Below are 14,221 nucleotides of genomic sequence, written 5' to 3'. Positions count from 1 at the left end.
TGGCGCAGCTCTTCGCTCATTTCGCCGGACGCACCTCGACTGAGCCGGTGCCGGTGCGGCCGTAGCGCGAGGGGTTGTACATGTCCTCGACATAGGCCTGCGGCAGCACGTATTTGCCGGGCGAGACGGCACGCACGATATAGGCCACCGTGAACACCGACTGATCGTCGCTGGCGCGGTCGATGGCCGCCGTGAAGCGGTCGTCGCGGAATTCGGTATGCTCCGGCTCCTCGCCGTCCTCGATCCAGTCCAGCGTGCCGGAGTCACCCGACGACACCAGCCGCGGATTGTCGATCTCGAGACCCGCCGGCAGATAATCGGCCACCATGATGTGCCCGTATTCCGGCTTGGCCTCGGTGATCTTCAGCACCACGGCGAAGCGATCGTTCTGCTTGGCCTTGGTGACATCTGCGGGCTTGCCGTCGAGCGTGAAATAGCTGCGCTCGATCTTGAAGCCGTTCGATGCAGCCGGCTCGGGAGTGACCGGCGAGCCCGAGACCGAAACCACCGCCTGCACCGGCGCATCGCCGGTATTGGTGATCTTCACAGGCTTGCCGGCCAGCGCCTCGGCCTTGTAGCTGCGGTAGACCGCGGCCTTCACCGGCGATCCATCGATATCGAGCGTCAGCGTTTCCTTCGACAGCGCACGCGCGGCCAGTACCATCCACGCGTTCTCCTGCGTCGAGGTGTAGGGCGTCAGCCCCCGCGCCGCTTCCACCCGCTGGACGGCCTGCGTCAGCGTCGCCCGCGGCGCGTTGCCTTCGCTGGCGAGCGAGACCAGCGCCGCGGCATCGCGCAGCGCCGAACCGTAATCGACGCGACCGAACTCGATCACCGGTTTTGGCGCCAGCGCATCCAGCGCCGCGCCATAGACCCGCTCCGCCCGCGTCTTGTCGCCGACCAAAGCCAGCGCCGCTGCGAGCTGCGATTTCGCGATTGGAGTCGCGAGGTTCGACAGCTTGGTATCGGCGAGATAGCGGAGGTCACCGATGGGGGCAGCGCCATTGCGGGCGAGCACGTAGAGGCCGTAGGCCAGATCGCGGCCGCCGTCCTTTTCCGGCTCGTTGGCGTTGACCACGGAGTTCCTGATGCGATCGAGCGCGTTCTTGAACAGCACGTCCGGCACTGCAAAGCCCTTTTCGCGGGCCCGGGTCAGGAAGTCCGTCACATAGGCGTCGAGCCAGGAATCGTCGCCACCGGCCGACCACAGGCCGAACGAACCGTTCGAGCCCTGTCGCGCCAGCAGCCGTTCGATGGCGTCCTTGATACGCTGGTCGACGGCGGTATCCATCGCCAGATGCGCGCCGGCCGCGAGGTCATTGACATAGAGCAACGGCATCGCGCGGCTGGTGATCTGCTCGGAGCAACCGTGCGGATAGCGATCCAGCGCCTTCAAGATGGTCGCCGCATCGAGGGCCGTCGACAAGCTTACCGACAGCGAGACACCACCGGTGCCCGGCACGAGGTCGGAGAACATGTCCGGCGTCAGCGTCAGGCTCTCGCCTTTCGCCAATGTCCGGATCGAGCGCCGCGCCAGCACCTGCGTCGCCGCCTTGACGTCGAGCGCATAGTGCCGCGCCAGCGTCAGCCCGTTCGGGCCCTTGATGTCGACATCGAGATTGGCGGTACCGGCGCCGCCGGCGTCGAGCGCCAGCAACATCGAGGTCCGCTGCTTCGCCGCCAGCTTGACGGTGGTGGTCGGATTACCCGTCACCTTCACCGGGCCCGAGGTCTTGACGCTGATACTGTAGTCGCCGGCCGCACCCTCGACATTGTCGAGGTCAAAACTCATCGTGCCCTTGTCGCCGTTAAGCAGGAAGCGCGGCAGCGTCGCCGTCAGCACCACGGGATCGCGCACGGTGACATCGATCGTGGCGCGGCCGAGCTTGGTCGCATTCCACGCCACCGCCATCACCCGCGCGGTGCCGGCAAATTCCGGAATATCGAAACTGATCTCGGCGGTGCCGTCGGCGCCGACCGTGACAATGCCGGAGTAGAGCGCCAGCGGCTTCTGCGTGGGCGGTGAGCCCTGCAACTCGGCGCCCGCGCCGTCGCCGCCGGTCCTGATCTGGCCGCGCGTGCCCTGCATGCCGTCGATCAGTTGCCCGTAGAGATCGCGGATCTCGGCCGTCAGGCGGCGCTGGCCGAGATAGTAATCGTCCGGCGCCGGCGGCTTGTAATTGGTCAGGTTGAGAATGCCGACATCGACCGCGGCGACGACGATCTTGGCGTCCTCACCCGCATTGAGCCCGCCGAGCTTGACCGGGATCTTCAGCGCGGTGCCGGGCCGCACCAGCGGCGGCGGCGACAGCGCGACGGCGAGTGTGCGCGTCTTTTTGTCGATGCCGAACCATTTCAGGCCAATCGCCCGTCCGGGCATCCGCAGCGCCGCAGCATCGAGCGGACGGCGCAATGTCGCCAGCACATAGGCGCCGGTGCCCCAATCCTTGCCGACGGTCAGCTTGACCTGCTGGGTACCTTCCCTGACGTCGACCGTCTGCGTCGTCAGCAGCCGGTCGCCGAGCACGTTCACCGTCAGCTTGCCGGCTGTGCGGGCGTTGACCGATACCACCATGGTGTCGCCGGAGGCGTATTCCGGCTTGTCGATCGAGGTCTCCAACAGGTCGGGCGTGTCGGCGCTGCCGTCGGAGTACCAGCCGACATCGAACTGCACCGAGGTGACCGGGCCATCCGCTTCCGTCGACTTGACGTCGAGGCGATAGCGGCCGGGCTCCGGCGAGACCGACACCCGCGCCGCCTTGTCGGCCGCAAGCGTCAGGTCGCCATCGGCAACGCGCTTGGTCGATTTGACCGGCTCATATTCCCAGGACGAGTTCTGGCGATACCACTGGTAGCGCGACTCCATCTTGAGCAGTTCATAGCGCAGGCCGTCGCGCGGCAGCTGCTTGCCGTCGGGGCCGACGAACACGACGTCGAACTCGGCCTTGTCACCCTCGGCGACGCTCTTGTCGCCGAACAGCGGCTTGATGCCGATCAGCGCCGCCGTTGGCGCCACGGGCAGCACCAGCTTGCGCTCGACGGCCCGGCCGCCGGTCTCCACCATGCGGATGAAGATCTGCGCCTCCTGCGGGCGGGTGGACGTTGGTGCCTTGGCCAGCGACACCGGGAAGGTCGCGAGGCCATTGGCATCGGCTTCGGGCAGGTTCTCGATCGGGGTCCGCTCGTTGCTCGCGGTCTCTTCATCGGCCACGCCGAACTGATAGCCGGGATAGCCCGGCCGCCCGGCAGCAGCGGGGGCGACCAGCATGTCGCCTTCGAGCTGGAGCCCTGAGGCCGGCGCGCCGTAGAGGAATTTGCCGGCCACCTTCAATTCAACCGGAGCTTCAGCCTTGATCATCTTCTCCTTGGCCGAGATGTCGAACTCGATCCGCTCCGGGATGTAATCCTCGACCATGAAGGTGGTCTCGCCGACGGACGAGCCCTTGGGGTCGGTAAAGGCGCGTACCCGCCAGGTCCCGGTCGGAACCGCGGAATTGAGCGCTACGGCCATGGAGCGTCCGCCAGCACCCTGATCGGGAAGCTGGGCGCGGCGGAATTCGACGCCGTCCGGCCGCTCGATCACCAGCGTCAGCGGCCCGCCGGCCATGGCGTTGCCCTGCCCGTCGCGGAGCAGCGCGGTCAGGTAGACAGTTTCATTCGACCGGTAGACGCCGCGCTCGGCATAGACGAAGGCGTCGGCGCCAGCAGGCACCACCCGCCCCGAGACGCCGCGGTCGGTGAGATCGAAGGCGTTGGTCTTCAGGCTGAGAAAGGCGTAGTCCGACTTGTCGCTCATGACCGTGAGCAAGGCCGGCGACAGGCCGCCCTCGCCGCGCGCCAATCCAGCCTCGAACAGGACATGGCCGGCATCGTCGGTCTTGCGGGTCGCTAAAATCTCGTTGTTGCGGGCGACGAGCCGCACCTCGGCCTTGGCGACCGCTTCGGTCGAAGCCAGCGAATTGACGAAGACGTGGATGCCGTCATTGCCGGAAAACGCTGTCAGACCCATGTCGGAGACGATGAACCATTGCGTCGCCAGCGAGCCGTCATCATCGCCGGCACTGCCGGGCCCCTTGGCCGCCGCCGTCATCACATAGACGCCTGGCTGCAGGTCGCCGAGCGCCTGATCGACCGGGAATGCCGTCACGACGTCCTGGTTCAGCGTGGTCGCGGTGGCGAGATCGCCGGACCAGACTTTTACGCCGCGCTCATCGCCGAGAGCGGAGAGCTGGTAGCTGGAGAGCGTCTTCTGGAAATCGCTGTCGACCACCGTGTTGATCAGGTTGCGGTCGCCGATCCGGAACACGTTGACGTTCACCGATGGCGTATTGACGCTGACCAGCGGAATGCCGCGCTGGCCGGTGCGCGGCAGCACATAGGCGCGGCCGGTGAAGCGCACGAACGGCTTGCGGTCGCGCACATAGATGTTGAACTCGGCCGATTTGGGCAGGCTTTCCTTCACCGTGGACGGTAGGCCGGCGCGCAGATTGATGTTGTAGCGCTCACCATGCTTCAGCCCGTCGACACAGAGCTGCTTGCCCTCGCTGGTCAGCGCCGGCTTATCGGTGCCGGCCAGCGCCACGAACGGCGCGAAATCGACCCGCTTGGCGAGGTCCTCGGAGAACTGAAAACAGGCTCGCGGCGAGGCCCCGTCGGAATCGACGGTGTAGTCCAGCAGCCGGAAACCGTGCTGGTCGCGCATCTTCTCGTACTGGCCGCGGACCTCGGCGACCTCGCGCATGTCGAGCGACAGCCGCAAGCTATCCAGCGCCGGACGCCACAGCTTGCGCTCGGACATCGCCCGTCCCAGCACCGCCAGCGCATCAGCCTCCTCGGCCTGGTTGCCGGCGCGCTGGTAGGCGATATAGGCCGCGGTCGAGGCGCGCTCGTACAGGAAGGTCTGCTCGCTGGAACTGGCGGCGCGGATCTGGAAGATGGTCTTGGCGAGTTTTAGCCAATTTGCACTATCTTCCGGCGTGGTGGCGGCGATCTGGCCGAGGATCTGCAATCCGACCCGGAAGTCGGAGCGCTTGAAGGCGGCATCGGCGTCGTTGCGCAGCGTGGCGGAGGATTTGGCGACCGGCCCCGCCTCGCTCTTGATCTGGGCCTCCAGCTTCACGGCCGAATCAGCGAGGTCTTCGCGCTTGAACGCCTTGTCCGCGGCCCCAGCCGCCGTCAGGCCAAGCGCCAGCGTGGCGCAAATCACTGTGGCGCGAACCAAACCGATCATGATGGGCTCCTTGCCGCGGACAAATGCCGCGTAACGATCAAAAAAGGCGCGAAAAGGTGACGGACTGATGGCAGTTATGTCGGCTTGCGAAAGGGTCGCATGCATGGCGCAAGACAGTCCAAACGGTCCCGGCCGCCCCCCGGCGGCGGGTAGCCGGCGGGCAGGCCTGTGTCAGGGCGAGCCACAGGAGATAGCCCACCGTCTGCCTTAGTCGCCAACCTGAGGAAATCGGTTCGACCGTCTTGGCGGGAAAGCGGATTTTTCATATTGGCAGTGCTAGAGAGGCCAAAGAGAACATAAGGCGATGGCCAGCCGGCTATCGCCCGGACGGTCCCGTAGCTCAACTGGATAGAGTAGCGGATTTCTACTCCGCGGGTTGCAGGTTCGAATCCTGCCGGGATCGCCAACGCTTCTCATGATCAATCAACAACTTGGCATGATCCTCATTTCGTTCTCTCGCGCGTGTTGCGCGGCGTTACATGCGAGTGTCAGTAATTCCAAGGTCTTACCGTCAGCTACAAATGGTTTCACGCAACACGGCTTTTCCCGCTTCGTTCCAATCGTTCTTTGATGATTCAGATATCCTTTTTGCCGTCGGCCTTGCCGTCGTCGCAATCATCGTCGCCGTCGGCAAGCTAATTGAGCGGGTATGTCGCCCTCCGAGCACGGAGGCAGACAAATGAACATAGCCCTCGTCGTGCTCGTGATCTGCGTCGCGCTGTACGTCGCTGTTCGGTTGACGCTGCGATACTACTTTCCGTCTAATACCTGATCGCTCGCAGGCTTGGTAACGCGAGGGGCTCGGTGTGATTCTTGGCAGAAAATCTGCGTCGATTCATTTCGACGAACCAACGGGGGGAGCAGGCTGCCCCCTCCGCTGATGACGGAGTCGTCGTTACGGTCCGGGTGACGATGCTCGCAGGGAAACTATGCGGCGCGGGATTTGCTTTTTCCCGATCGGGCTGTCTTTGCCTTAGCGGATTTCATCGCAACAAATCCCGTGTCGGGGGGTGCTGCGGCGGGAGCGTTGCTGCCTGAGCTTTCAAGCGATGTCGTGAGAATTTCGCGTTGAGCATTGAGCCAATAGATGTCTGCCTGCCCCTCGGGTTGACCGTCGGCCATCCACAGGTGGTAGGCACGTTCGCGGATGGCCTCTTCCAGATTTGGCATGGGGTTTTCCTTTCATGATGCGCCCAGCCCCGGCAGGCAAAGTCTTGCCCCCGTAAGGTTAACGAAATCTTACCAGTTGCTGGTGCTCGGATTGTAAGGCCCGCCGGGATAAGGCCGCCTTCGACGGCGCGCTAGCCGACGCCGTAGAGCTTGTTGAGAAAGTAATCGCGGTTACCCAGCGCCTTCTCTGCGTATTGGTCGATCGCGACGGTGATTGCCTGAACGTGCTGATAACAATGCCCTTCAAGCGTTGCCCGCTGCCGCAGTTCGGCAAGCGCGTCGATCCAGGGCGAGTTGTCCGCCTTGTCGTCGTACCAATTCAATTGTTCGCGCATCACCAACTCCGGCCGTCAAGCACGCGCCCTTTCGTGGGACCGCCCTGCTCTTTCTTGAGCCGGTCCCGCTCGGCGCAAAGGTCTTCGATCCTTCGCCAGCATCCGCTGCAGCAACAGCTCAGCCGACGCCGTCGATATGCCGGCGCGTTGAAGCTGGAGAATCTCCTTACGCTGCCTCCCGACTTGGACGCGCATGCGCTCGATTTCGGAACGGACGTGATCTAGACCCATAGCGCTCCCCCAATGCCTTCTGGATCGTTCGAATGAGCCCATCGGCGCGTCGCTCAAGCTGGTCGTAGAGCCGGAGCCGCCTGAACAGGATCTCGATTTCACGGGCGCTTTTCATATTCCGGGAGATAGTACAAACCATGAACGAGACGACAAGCCGCTAGGAATGGGGCGTGCTGGCTCGGAACACCCAAGAATTATTGCCCCGAGACCAGAAAAGCGCCGGGACGAAACTGTTTTCATGAACCCGACGAAGCTAAACCGAAACAAATGGCCAAGTATCCTCTTCCAACACAAGGAAGTGTTATGGACGACGCCGCATCGATCCTATTTCTGATCTTTATAGCTGGGATTGGCGCCGCCGCCTTATGGCCGGGCCGAGCAAGATAAACTTTGTTTCCGCGGTTATGATGCCGTCCTAGGTTGACGGTCCAAATGCAAGGTACAGCAAAAGGACGATCGCCGATGCCGTCGCGATGGTATCCAATATGACGCTATGCAGAGAGCGTTGCATATCGGAACGGTAACATCTCAGGTAGGGCCGTCTGCCCTTTACATGGCACAAGTCCGGCCACCGCAAAATCCAATCAAGTCTGACAAGATCGTGTTTCCGGAGCCGTCGAAGAGAGACCAATGACCGTCTTTGTCTACGTCAACACAAGCAAGCAGGTTGGCGACCCCGAGCACATCAAGGTCTTTGCCACCACAGACGCCGCGGAAAAATGGTTTGAAGAGAACGATCCTGAAGGCGTTGCCTTTGAGGTCTTGGAGTGAGTGCTGAAGGAGGCTCTGATGCGCATTCTGGTCTTGGCGATTTTGGCGATCGGGATAATCTCAATGGGGCCGGCGGCCGCCCAGATATACGATCCGGCTTATCCGGTTTGCCTGCGGGTATACGGCCCGGCCACCTATTACGAATGCGGATACACGTCGCTGCCTCAATGCAACGCGTCGGCATCGGGCCGCTCGGCACAGTGCGTCATCAATCCATATTTCGGGGGCGCGCAAGCGGGTTATCGGCGGCATGGCCGGGTCTACTAAAGTGAACCAGATTGGCCGCAGGACCGCCTATGCCCATGCTGGCGATCTTGGTCCTCGCCATTTGGCAGGTGCTCGGTTCGCTATAAAAGTCCGCGCAAGCTTTGAGCGAACCTAGAGTCCATGCGCGAGAAAGATGATTGCCGTGATGCCTAAAAGAAACAGCGTGGAAATCCACCACGAACGAACGCTGAATTTGATCCACCCCCAGATTGCCCCCAAGATAACGGCCGGCAGGCAATAGCCTGCTGCAAAAGCTAATTTTAGCCCGATCGCCGTGCGCTCCGCGTCCGTCATCGCAGAAACTAGCACAACCGCAGTGATAAGCAGAATAACCTAGCAAAATTGCAACGCGCAGCGCGGCGCTTTGAGCTATTGATGACCGAATTTCAATCGCCCGCCCCCTGTGTAGCCAGCATCCTACATTGAGAGGCTGCCTTACATTCTTAGCCTATCCAGCGCGCGCAATCGCGCGCTGGAGCAGCTTGTCCCTCTACTTCTTCTTCATGCCGGACTCGCGTTGATTTTTCTCATATAGCGCGCGGTCAGCGGCACTAACCTGGCCCAACATGAGCGGAGCTGCGCCACCCGTGTTCGTGGTCGTGGCGGCGGCGGCGGCAGGTGCCTTCGGCTTCGTCGTTTTCTTGGCTGCCAAAGCGCCAGAAGTGGAGACAGCGAAGATCGCAAGACCGACAAGAATTATTTTCTTCATGCTCAGCTCTCCCTTAACTTGGAAAAAGGACGCGCCGGCAGTCGAACATAAAGCTCGCATCACGGCAAGCTGAAGTGCCACGCTCTAGGCATGACACGTTCCCATTGCGAAAGGCCCGCCAGCGTGAACCGGCGGACTTTGATATTTTGCGGGCAATCAAACGGCCACAGCGGGGCATGCTGTGGCCGTAAGACGCTCGGCGCCGATCGACACCCACTGAAATCCCTCCCCAAGCGCTTCGAGCTTGATCTACATCAATGGCTCACGATGACGCTGGCTCACGTTCGGTTCAATGCGCGGAATACGGTTTTCTTTGTGATTTCGCTCGTCTGGCTGGTCTTCCTGATCGCGGCCGCGCTGTACCTGATCATCCGTTAAACGAATGGACCGCCAGGGTGAACCGGCGGACCTTTCCTTTTGGGAACGGCAAGGCAACTAGGCGCGTTGATACTGGCGCCGGTCATCGTCGCCCCCTGATTGGCGCATTGGAATGACGGCCCCAGTTTTTGAGAGGGCTGGGGCCGTTTCTCATTCAGAGGACCTCGTCCAATAAAAATGGCCCCAGCGCTCACCTTTGCGCCGAGGCCATCCAAAGTATTCCCATTCAATTGCCAGACAGGTAGTGGGTACGCCGATAGAAGCGGGAAAAATCTGGCAAACGTCTGTCCGCTATTGAACGGAACGCAGCAGATCGTTGAGCCGCCGGCCCTGCGTTGGGAGGCCTAGGAACCTGCAGCGTTGCTGAGAGTCGAATCCATCGCTCCCGGGGGATCGTGGAGACAAACCGGGAGAAAGTGGCGGCCCCAGCTATCTCCTCCCAGAGTACTGGGGCCGTTTTCAGGTGCGGCCCGCCAGCGCGATCGGCGGTCGTATTTGGATGACTACGACGATCAACCTACCCTGAGGTTTTCGGCGGATTCTTTTCCGCGGTTGGCCACGACTTCGTAGCTTACCCTCGCGCCCTCATTCAGACTGCTCAGACCTGCTCTCTCGACGGCCGAGATATGGACGAACACGTCCTTGCCGCCCGTCTCGGGCTGAATAAATCCGTAGCCCTTTGTCGCGTTGAACCACTTCACTGTACCTATTGCCACGTCCACTCTCCCCATAGATTCGAATACACGAAAGATGGTGACGGAAATCCGGCGAAAGAAAGAGCCGTGGCACGAAAAAGACGCCGCTGGGTTGAGGCAGCGGCGGAGATTGCGCATTACCTCACGGGTATGTCGCACCGCGATTACCAGCACGGCGTTAACGAGTGGTTGGCTACTTTTGCGGGAGCGGCCACCGTTTCTTACGAGGGCTGGAAATGCCAGGAGCTGAAGGGTTTTGCCACTGAAGACCCCCGCCCCCAAGACAAAGGCCAAGCGGGCGTTACCCAGCTACGGATCAGCCCCTGTAAACTTGATACAATTGAGTCGTCGTGAGTTGATTCGCCCTTGATCTAGAAGAGGACGGACGATGCGATTTGCTGTTGGACAGGCTTTCGAAAGCGCCGTGAGTGGTCGGCAGGCAGTCGTGACAGAAACCCGCGATGATGGCCATGCTGGGCACCTACGCTTCCTCGATAACGGCCAAAAACAATGGGTTCTTTGGGCGCAGTTTCTTCATGCAGGAGAGTGGCTTCCGATTGGTATGAAAGACGCCGTCACCTGAGGCGGCCATTCACATTGCAGACCCTGGTGGCGCCTATGCCGTTTTCCGTAAGAGGCTATTATGCCGATCGCCCGCAGATGGTGACTAAAGAAACCGCAAGGCGCGCCTTTGCAAAAGCGGTCGAGTGGCATGTCGTCGAAAGGTTCACCGACGTGACTGTAAGCGACGGCAAAAAAAGCTATTCGATTGACGAATTTTCATTGGCAATGGCGCACCAAGAGATTGCCAACACGGTCGAGGCCGCGGCCGAACTCGGGCCTAAAGGCGAAGGCGAAATGAAGTTCAACAGCACAACGAGGGCGACATGATTTCAGTTTTGATAGGGGTTTTAATTATCGTCGTCGTCGGCGCAATCTGCTTTTGGGCCATCGACAAGTTCGCCACCGACAGCCGACTGGCAAATCTGCTCAAGTTGCTCGTGGTGCTCGTTTGCCTCGGCGCAATTGTGCAACGAGTGCTGCCGCTGACATATTAGGAAGGCCGAGCCACCCCGACGCCAATCGGGAGCACGCTGACCAAGCATGATGCGGCTATATCTCGGTCCGGGTTTCTACGCCCAGGGACATCATCGGCTGATTTGCGTTAAAAATCCATCCCCTTTAGAGGGGCGCTTTCGCGCGCCGGCTACTCGCCCTTGGAGCGAACTTATGGCAAGCTTATTCCGGAGGGGGAATATTTCCAAGGCGTAGCAAGTATATCATTCGCGACCCCAAGCCATGGATGGGACCATCAGAACGGTAGCAAAGGCGCTCCACTCAACAGCTCCCAGATATTCTCGCTGCTGTACGAAATTCCCGCCGGAGCCACTGCCTACCAGATCGGTTGGGACGGCCCCGGCATTTACACCCCCGCCGTGCCCGAGCCCTCAACATGGGCAATGCTGTTGATCGGCTTTGCAGGATTAGGCGCAGCGACCCAAGCCCGCAGGTTGCGAAAGCGCCTCTCGTCCTAGCTCTACGGGCCAGGCTTGGGATAGCTGATCCGCGCAGGCAGTCGGTGCGATACCACGAGGAGTCCTGCGCCGGTTAGGACGGCGCCGGGAGGTTCGAATCCTCTCACCCACACCACGGCAACGCCAGAGCAACACCTGAGGGCTAAGCCATTGATCGGATTCAGCATCCAAAAGTTTTCTACTCGGCGGGTTGCAGGTTCGAATCCTGCCGGGATCGCCACTCTGCGCTTCTCCGCAATTTCGACTTCATTCTCGTCTCGGTTTGGATTCTCGGCGTATGATGCCGGCCGGCAATGCTTCCCTTGCCCTGACAAAGGATGCGCTCGTCATGCCAAAGAAGGGAATCACGGGCCACGACGAATGGGTCATCACGGAAGCGCTGGCGACGGCGCTGGTCGCGCTTGAGCAGCTCGAACCGACCCAGCAGTCGCGCCAGCAGATGGACGATATCCGCAAACTCCTGGCGGCGAACTGTCAGCCGGGGACCCTGAACCTGCATCTCGCCCAGGCCAAGTGCCGGCTGAACCCCCACGGTGACCGAGCCGCCATCTATCGCGAATATGGGTTTGAGGACTGGGAAGTCTGAAAGCGGCTACCGGTGCCTGCTGGAACAAGCGCCCGGCGCTGGTGTTTTGTCGTTGGGAGAGGACCGCGACAAATTCCGCGGGGAGTCTGGGAGGACATCAGGATGAAGCTGCCGCACGCGTCTGCCACAGCAACAGCGCTGACGATTTTGGCCGCGACGATCGCCCTGCCCGCACCTGCAAATGCGCAGACCTACGATCCGAGCTACCCGGTTTGCCTGCAGGTCTACCAGGGCTTTGTGGACTACTATTTCGAGTGCCATTATCGAACGATGGCGCAGTGTCAGATGTCGGCATCGGGACGCTCCGCGCAATGCGTAGTCAATCCCTATTACGCCGGGCCGAATGCCGTGCGCAGCAAGCGCCAGAAGCGATATCAGCAGTATTGATGGCCAGTGCAACGCGGCGCCCACCGGCGCCGCTGCCCCGACTGTTCACCAGCCGTAGGTGCCGAGCGCGAGCGGCCGTTGAGCCTTGGGGGCTTGCGCCTTGGCCGTACGCATATCGTCTTGCCTTAGGCAGCGCCGGGCTGCTTCGATCTCGGCATCGCTCGCGCCCTTGCTGCGTGCCCACTGCTCCGCGGCCGGCGCACTGTATTTCGCCACGTAGTAGCGCACGACCGGGCATGAAATTCGACGTAGAACACCGGACTGTTCACCTGCAAATCCGGCGCTTGAAGTCCCCAGACACAGCGCCAACGCACACATCCAACGTAAAGCCATGCGATTCCCCTCTCTGTGTTAGAGAGGCTGGCTTTCACTGATGCATCAAGCCTGTTTGTGAGTTCCCCGCACGGAACGGCCGGAGCTGTGTTGAACCCGCAACTGTACGGGTCCTGACGGGCGGACTTTCTGCGATCATTAAAATTGATTGTTTACGAATAAGACCGAACCTGATTGCCGCCTGGAGGCAATTCGCTAAGCCGCCCGCTTGCCCAGCCCAGGCGTGAACCATTGGTAGCCGAGATGGAATTCGAACGCCGATCCGTCACGAGGACGATGATTTCGAAAAACGCGCTGCTGTTCTTCGATGCGCAGCGCGGTGTCCTCACCTGCCGCGTTCAGGACGTCACCAATTCCGGGGCCGGGATTGAACTCCACGACCTCAATTTGCTGCCGCTGAATTTCGAACTGACCTTCGACAATTTTCACACCGTCCGCGAATGCCGCGTGATCTGGCGGCAAGGCGATTTCGTCGGTGTTGCGTTTCAGAACTGACCTACCTGTTCCATCTGCCGATCGGTGTGGAACAAACAACCACCGGAAATGGAACCAACATCACAGTTCCGCGTCGACTCCCTGCTTTCAATGCCGTTCGGATTCCACCGGCCGGCAACCCAACGCCGGGTTACCGGCCTGGTGCGTCCACCCGCGCCAGCACCATTTATAATCTGTGACGGGAGTTCAGCATGTCCTGGGATCGTCCGTTCGCTCAGCCCGTACCGCTCCCGGCGGGAGCACCTGCGCGGACGCTGCGAAACGCCGCCGACTACATCAGAAACCTGCCACAGTCGGAACGTGATCGTCAGGAATGGCGGCTTGCGGTCCAGATGCTGATTGATGCCGCCGAAGACCGCGGTCCCATGCTATTCGCGCGCATGGGAATAATCAGAGCGTTGGAAGCGGGCGTCGAAAGCACATCCAATCCCGAAAATCAGGATCTACCCGCTGGACGAGTTGAAGAGAGACCGTGACGCCGGCCTCTGACTCCAGATGACGCGGCCGAAGATGACATGGCCAAGCGTGTCGCCGAGCCGCCGTACACGTCCCCGCTCGAACAACTGTTCGCGCGCATGAGCGATGCAGGACATCGGAACGGTATCCGCAGACGGCCAGCCAATCTGCGGACACCAGAGTGCACGCGCGTCGCAACCGACGGCTGCAAATCTTCCCAGGCCAGACTAGGCTACGTGCCTGATGCGGAAGTCATCGATTCGCTTGCCGGACTTCAACTTTGCAGCGAGCCAGCGAGGCGTCTTTCCCCGTCCCGCCCAGGTCTCGGACGGCCGATCGGGATTCCGAAACTTCGGAACGACTGTCGGATATGGCCGCTTCCCTGTCGATGAGCTTGCGCGCTCAGCTTCGCCGCCGGCCTTGAGTTGCTTCAAGCGATCTTCAAGCACGCGCTTTTCCGCAAGCAGCGTCGCTGCAAGCCTGGAAGATACTTCTTCGTGTAATGCCCACAATTCATCGGTGGACATCGATTTGAAGTTAGTTCGGTTCACGACCGTCCCCAATCATGATTCGATTTTCGGTTCTCATCGTTCGCAGGAAAGATGAGCAGAATAAGACCAATTCAGAACCTCTTTCAGGCGGA

General features: G+C 61.0%; 18 protein-coding genes and 1 tRNA gene. 12 read left to right on the top strand and 7 right to left on the bottom strand.

Features of this window, described 5'->3' with window-relative positions; all coding sequences use genetic code 11:
* Nucleotides 1-16: 16 nt before the first annotated feature.
* On the bottom strand, nucleotides 17-5,230 hold the full coding sequence (locus ACH79_RS32100) for an alpha-2-macroglobulin (protein ID WP_161854527.1): 5,214 nt from the start codon (nucleotides 5,228-5,230) through the stop codon (nucleotides 17-19).
* A gap of 329 nt (nucleotides 5,231-5,559) precedes the next feature.
* On the opposite strand from ACH79_RS32100, the gene ACH79_RS32095 reads away from it, so the two are divergent.
* A tRNA-Arg gene (locus ACH79_RS32095) sits at nucleotides 5,560-5,636 on the top strand.
* A gap of 521 nt (nucleotides 5,637-6,157) precedes the next feature.
* On the opposite strand, the gene ACH79_RS32090 is transcribed toward ACH79_RS32095, so the two are convergent.
* Together ACH79_RS32090 and ACH79_RS32085 are read right to left on the bottom strand one after the other, a co-directional pair.
* Complete coding sequence (locus tag ACH79_RS32090; protein ID WP_161854526.1) at nucleotides 6,158-6,400, bottom strand: DUF2934 domain-containing protein; 243 nt, start codon at nucleotides 6,398-6,400, stop codon at nucleotides 6,158-6,160.
* A 131-nt stretch (nucleotides 6,401-6,531) separates the two neighbouring features.
* Nucleotides 6,532-6,735: a hypothetical protein gene (locus ACH79_RS32085; RefSeq protein ID WP_161854525.1), complete on the bottom strand. Its 204-nt coding sequence runs from the start codon at nucleotides 6,733-6,735 to the stop codon at nucleotides 6,532-6,534.
* An 861-nt stretch (nucleotides 6,736-7,596) separates the two neighbouring features.
* On the opposite strand from ACH79_RS32085, the gene ACH79_RS43310 reads away from it, so the two are divergent.
* Both ACH79_RS43310 and ACH79_RS32080 read left to right on the top strand, forming a co-directional pair.
* A complete protein-coding gene (locus ACH79_RS43310; protein ID WP_202639084.1) occupies nucleotides 7,597-7,737 on the top strand; it encodes a hypothetical protein in 141 nt (46 codons plus the stop codon).
* Nucleotides 7,738-7,755: 18 nt separating this feature from the next.
* Nucleotides 7,756-8,004 carry a DUF3551 domain-containing protein gene (locus tag ACH79_RS32080; protein ID WP_161854524.1) on the top strand — a complete coding sequence of 83 codons (249 nt, stop codon included), beginning with the start codon at nucleotides 7,756-7,758 and terminating at the stop codon, nucleotides 8,002-8,004.
* A 490-nt stretch (nucleotides 8,005-8,494) separates the two neighbouring features.
* Here ACH79_RS32080 and ACH79_RS32075 read toward each other — a convergent pair whose 3' ends face one another.
* Nucleotides 8,495-8,713: a hypothetical protein gene (locus tag ACH79_RS32075; RefSeq protein ID WP_161854523.1), complete on the bottom strand. Its 219-nt coding sequence runs from the start codon at nucleotides 8,711-8,713 to the stop codon at nucleotides 8,495-8,497.
* A gap of 90 nt (nucleotides 8,714-8,803) precedes the next feature.
* Between ACH79_RS32075 and ACH79_RS32070 the strand changes: the two genes are divergently transcribed.
* Entirely contained in the window at nucleotides 8,804-9,091 is a 288-nt protein-coding gene (locus ACH79_RS32070; protein ID WP_210255648.1) for a hypothetical protein, read from the top strand.
* A gap of 512 nt (nucleotides 9,092-9,603) precedes the next feature.
* On the opposite strand, the gene ACH79_RS32065 is transcribed toward ACH79_RS32070, so the two are convergent.
* The gene (locus ACH79_RS32065) at nucleotides 9,604-9,822 is read right to left on the bottom strand and encodes a cold-shock protein (protein ID WP_161849236.1); all 219 of its coding nucleotides are present in this window, start codon (nucleotides 9,820-9,822) and stop codon (nucleotides 9,604-9,606) included.
* Nucleotides 9,823-10,174: 352 nt separating this feature from the next.
* On the opposite strand from ACH79_RS32065, the gene ACH79_RS32060 reads away from it, so the two are divergent.
* From ACH79_RS32060 to ACH79_RS32035, 6 genes are all read left to right on the top strand, one after another.
* Nucleotides 10,175-10,369, top strand: coding sequence for a hypothetical protein (locus tag ACH79_RS32060; RefSeq protein WP_161854521.1), 195 nt, complete (start codon nucleotides 10,175-10,177; stop codon nucleotides 10,367-10,369).
* 14 nt (nucleotides 10,370-10,383) lie between these two features.
* The gene (locus ACH79_RS32055) at nucleotides 10,384-10,677 is read left to right on the top strand and encodes a hypothetical protein (protein ID WP_161854520.1); all 294 of its coding nucleotides are present in this window, start codon (nucleotides 10,384-10,386) and stop codon (nucleotides 10,675-10,677) included.
* Nucleotides 10,674-10,844 (top strand): hypothetical protein, encoded by a 171-nt coding sequence (locus ACH79_RS32050; protein ID WP_161854519.1) that lies wholly within the window; start codon nucleotides 10,674-10,676, stop codon nucleotides 10,842-10,844. The genes ACH79_RS32055 and ACH79_RS32050 overlap by 4 nt, the downstream gene beginning before the upstream one ends.
* Before the next feature lie 402 nt (nucleotides 10,845-11,246).
* Nucleotides 11,247-11,321, top strand: coding sequence for a hypothetical protein (locus ACH79_RS45220; RefSeq protein WP_371419480.1), 75 nt, complete (start codon nucleotides 11,247-11,249; stop codon nucleotides 11,319-11,321).
* 328 nt (nucleotides 11,322-11,649) lie between these two features.
* The gene (locus ACH79_RS32040; protein WP_057861442.1) at nucleotides 11,650-11,907 is read left to right on the top strand and encodes a hypothetical protein; all 258 of its coding nucleotides are present in this window, start codon (nucleotides 11,650-11,652) and stop codon (nucleotides 11,905-11,907) included.
* A gap of 102 nt (nucleotides 11,908-12,009) precedes the next feature.
* Nucleotides 12,010-12,294: a DUF3551 domain-containing protein gene (locus ACH79_RS32035; protein ID WP_161854518.1), complete on the top strand. Its 285-nt coding sequence runs from the start codon at nucleotides 12,010-12,012 to the stop codon at nucleotides 12,292-12,294.
* Between the two features lie 45 nt (nucleotides 12,295-12,339).
* Here the strand turns inward: ACH79_RS32035 and ACH79_RS32030 are convergent, their stop codons facing one another.
* Nucleotides 12,340-12,627: a hypothetical protein gene (locus tag ACH79_RS32030; RefSeq protein WP_161854517.1), complete on the bottom strand. Its 288-nt coding sequence runs from the start codon at nucleotides 12,625-12,627 to the stop codon at nucleotides 12,340-12,342.
* Nucleotides 12,628-12,903: 276 nt separating this feature from the next.
* On the opposite strand from ACH79_RS32030, the gene ACH79_RS32025 reads away from it, so the two are divergent.
* Together ACH79_RS32025 and ACH79_RS32020 are read left to right on the top strand one after the other, a co-directional pair.
* Nucleotides 12,904-13,122 (top strand): PilZ domain-containing protein, encoded by a 219-nt coding sequence (locus tag ACH79_RS32025; RefSeq protein ID WP_161854516.1) that lies wholly within the window; start codon nucleotides 12,904-12,906, stop codon nucleotides 13,120-13,122.
* A gap of 191 nt (nucleotides 13,123-13,313) precedes the next feature.
* Nucleotides 13,314-13,598, top strand: a complete 285-nt coding sequence (locus ACH79_RS32020; protein ID WP_161854515.1) for a hypothetical protein — start codon at nucleotides 13,314-13,316, stop codon at nucleotides 13,596-13,598.
* A gap of 207 nt (nucleotides 13,599-13,805) precedes the next feature.
* Here the strand turns inward: ACH79_RS32020 and ACH79_RS32015 are convergent, their stop codons facing one another.
* The gene (locus tag ACH79_RS32015; protein WP_161856666.1) at nucleotides 13,806-14,105 is read right to left on the bottom strand and encodes an H-NS family nucleoid-associated regulatory protein; all 300 of its coding nucleotides are present in this window, start codon (nucleotides 14,103-14,105) and stop codon (nucleotides 13,806-13,808) included.
* Nucleotides 14,106-14,221 lie beyond the last annotated feature (116 nt).

Origin of the sequence: Bradyrhizobium sp. CCBAU 051011, assembly GCF_009930815.1 — a bacterium.
Lineage (GTDB): Bacteria > Pseudomonadota > Alphaproteobacteria > Rhizobiales > Xanthobacteraceae > Bradyrhizobium.
This window is presented reverse-complemented; position numbering and strand designations above follow the sequence as displayed.

Coding starts and splice junctions, on each gene's coding strand:
- ACH79_RS32100 (WP_161854527.1), bottom strand. CDS start 5,230: ATGATCGGTTTGGTTCGCGCCACAGTGATTTGCGCCACGCTGGCGCTT.
- ACH79_RS32090 (WP_161854526.1), bottom strand. CDS start 6,400: ATGCCAAATCTGGAAGAGGCCATCCGCGAACGTGCCTACCACCTGTGG.
- ACH79_RS32085 (WP_161854525.1), bottom strand. CDS start 6,735: ATGCGCGAACAATTGAATTGGTACGACGACAAGGCGGACAACTCGCCC.
- ACH79_RS43310 (WP_202639084.1), top strand. CDS start 7,597: ATGACCGTCTTTGTCTACGTCAACACAAGCAAGCAGGTTGGCGACCCC.
- ACH79_RS32080 (WP_161854524.1), top strand. CDS start 7,756: ATGCGCATTCTGGTCTTGGCGATTTTGGCGATCGGGATAATCTCAATG.
- ACH79_RS32075 (WP_161854523.1), bottom strand. CDS start 8,713: ATGAAGAAAATAATTCTTGTCGGTCTTGCGATCTTCGCTGTCTCCACT.
- ACH79_RS32070 (WP_210255648.1), top strand. CDS start 8,804: ATGACACGTTCCCATTGCGAAAGGCCCGCCAGCGTGAACCGGCGGACT.
- ACH79_RS32065 (WP_161849236.1), bottom strand. CDS start 9,822: ATGGGGAGAGTGGACGTGGCAATAGGTACAGTGAAGTGGTTCAACGCG.
- ACH79_RS32060 (WP_161854521.1), top strand. CDS start 10,175: ATGCGATTTGCTGTTGGACAGGCTTTCGAAAGCGCCGTGAGTGGTCGG.
- ACH79_RS32050 (WP_161854519.1), top strand. CDS start 10,674: ATGATTTCAGTTTTGATAGGGGTTTTAATTATCGTCGTCGTCGGCGCA.
- ACH79_RS32040 (WP_057861442.1), top strand. CDS start 11,650: ATGCCAAAGAAGGGAATCACGGGCCACGACGAATGGGTCATCACGGAA.
- ACH79_RS32035 (WP_161854518.1), top strand. CDS start 12,010: ATGAAGCTGCCGCACGCGTCTGCCACAGCAACAGCGCTGACGATTTTG.
- ACH79_RS32030 (WP_161854517.1), bottom strand. CDS start 12,627: ATGGCTTTACGTTGGATGTGTGCGTTGGCGCTGTGTCTGGGGACTTCA.
- ACH79_RS32025 (WP_161854516.1), top strand. CDS start 12,904: ATGATTTCGAAAAACGCGCTGCTGTTCTTCGATGCGCAGCGCGGTGTC.
- ACH79_RS32020 (WP_161854515.1), top strand. CDS start 13,314: ATGTCCTGGGATCGTCCGTTCGCTCAGCCCGTACCGCTCCCGGCGGGA.
- ACH79_RS32015 (WP_161856666.1), bottom strand. CDS start 14,105: ATGTCCACCGATGAATTGTGGGCATTACACGAAGAAGTATCTTCCAGG.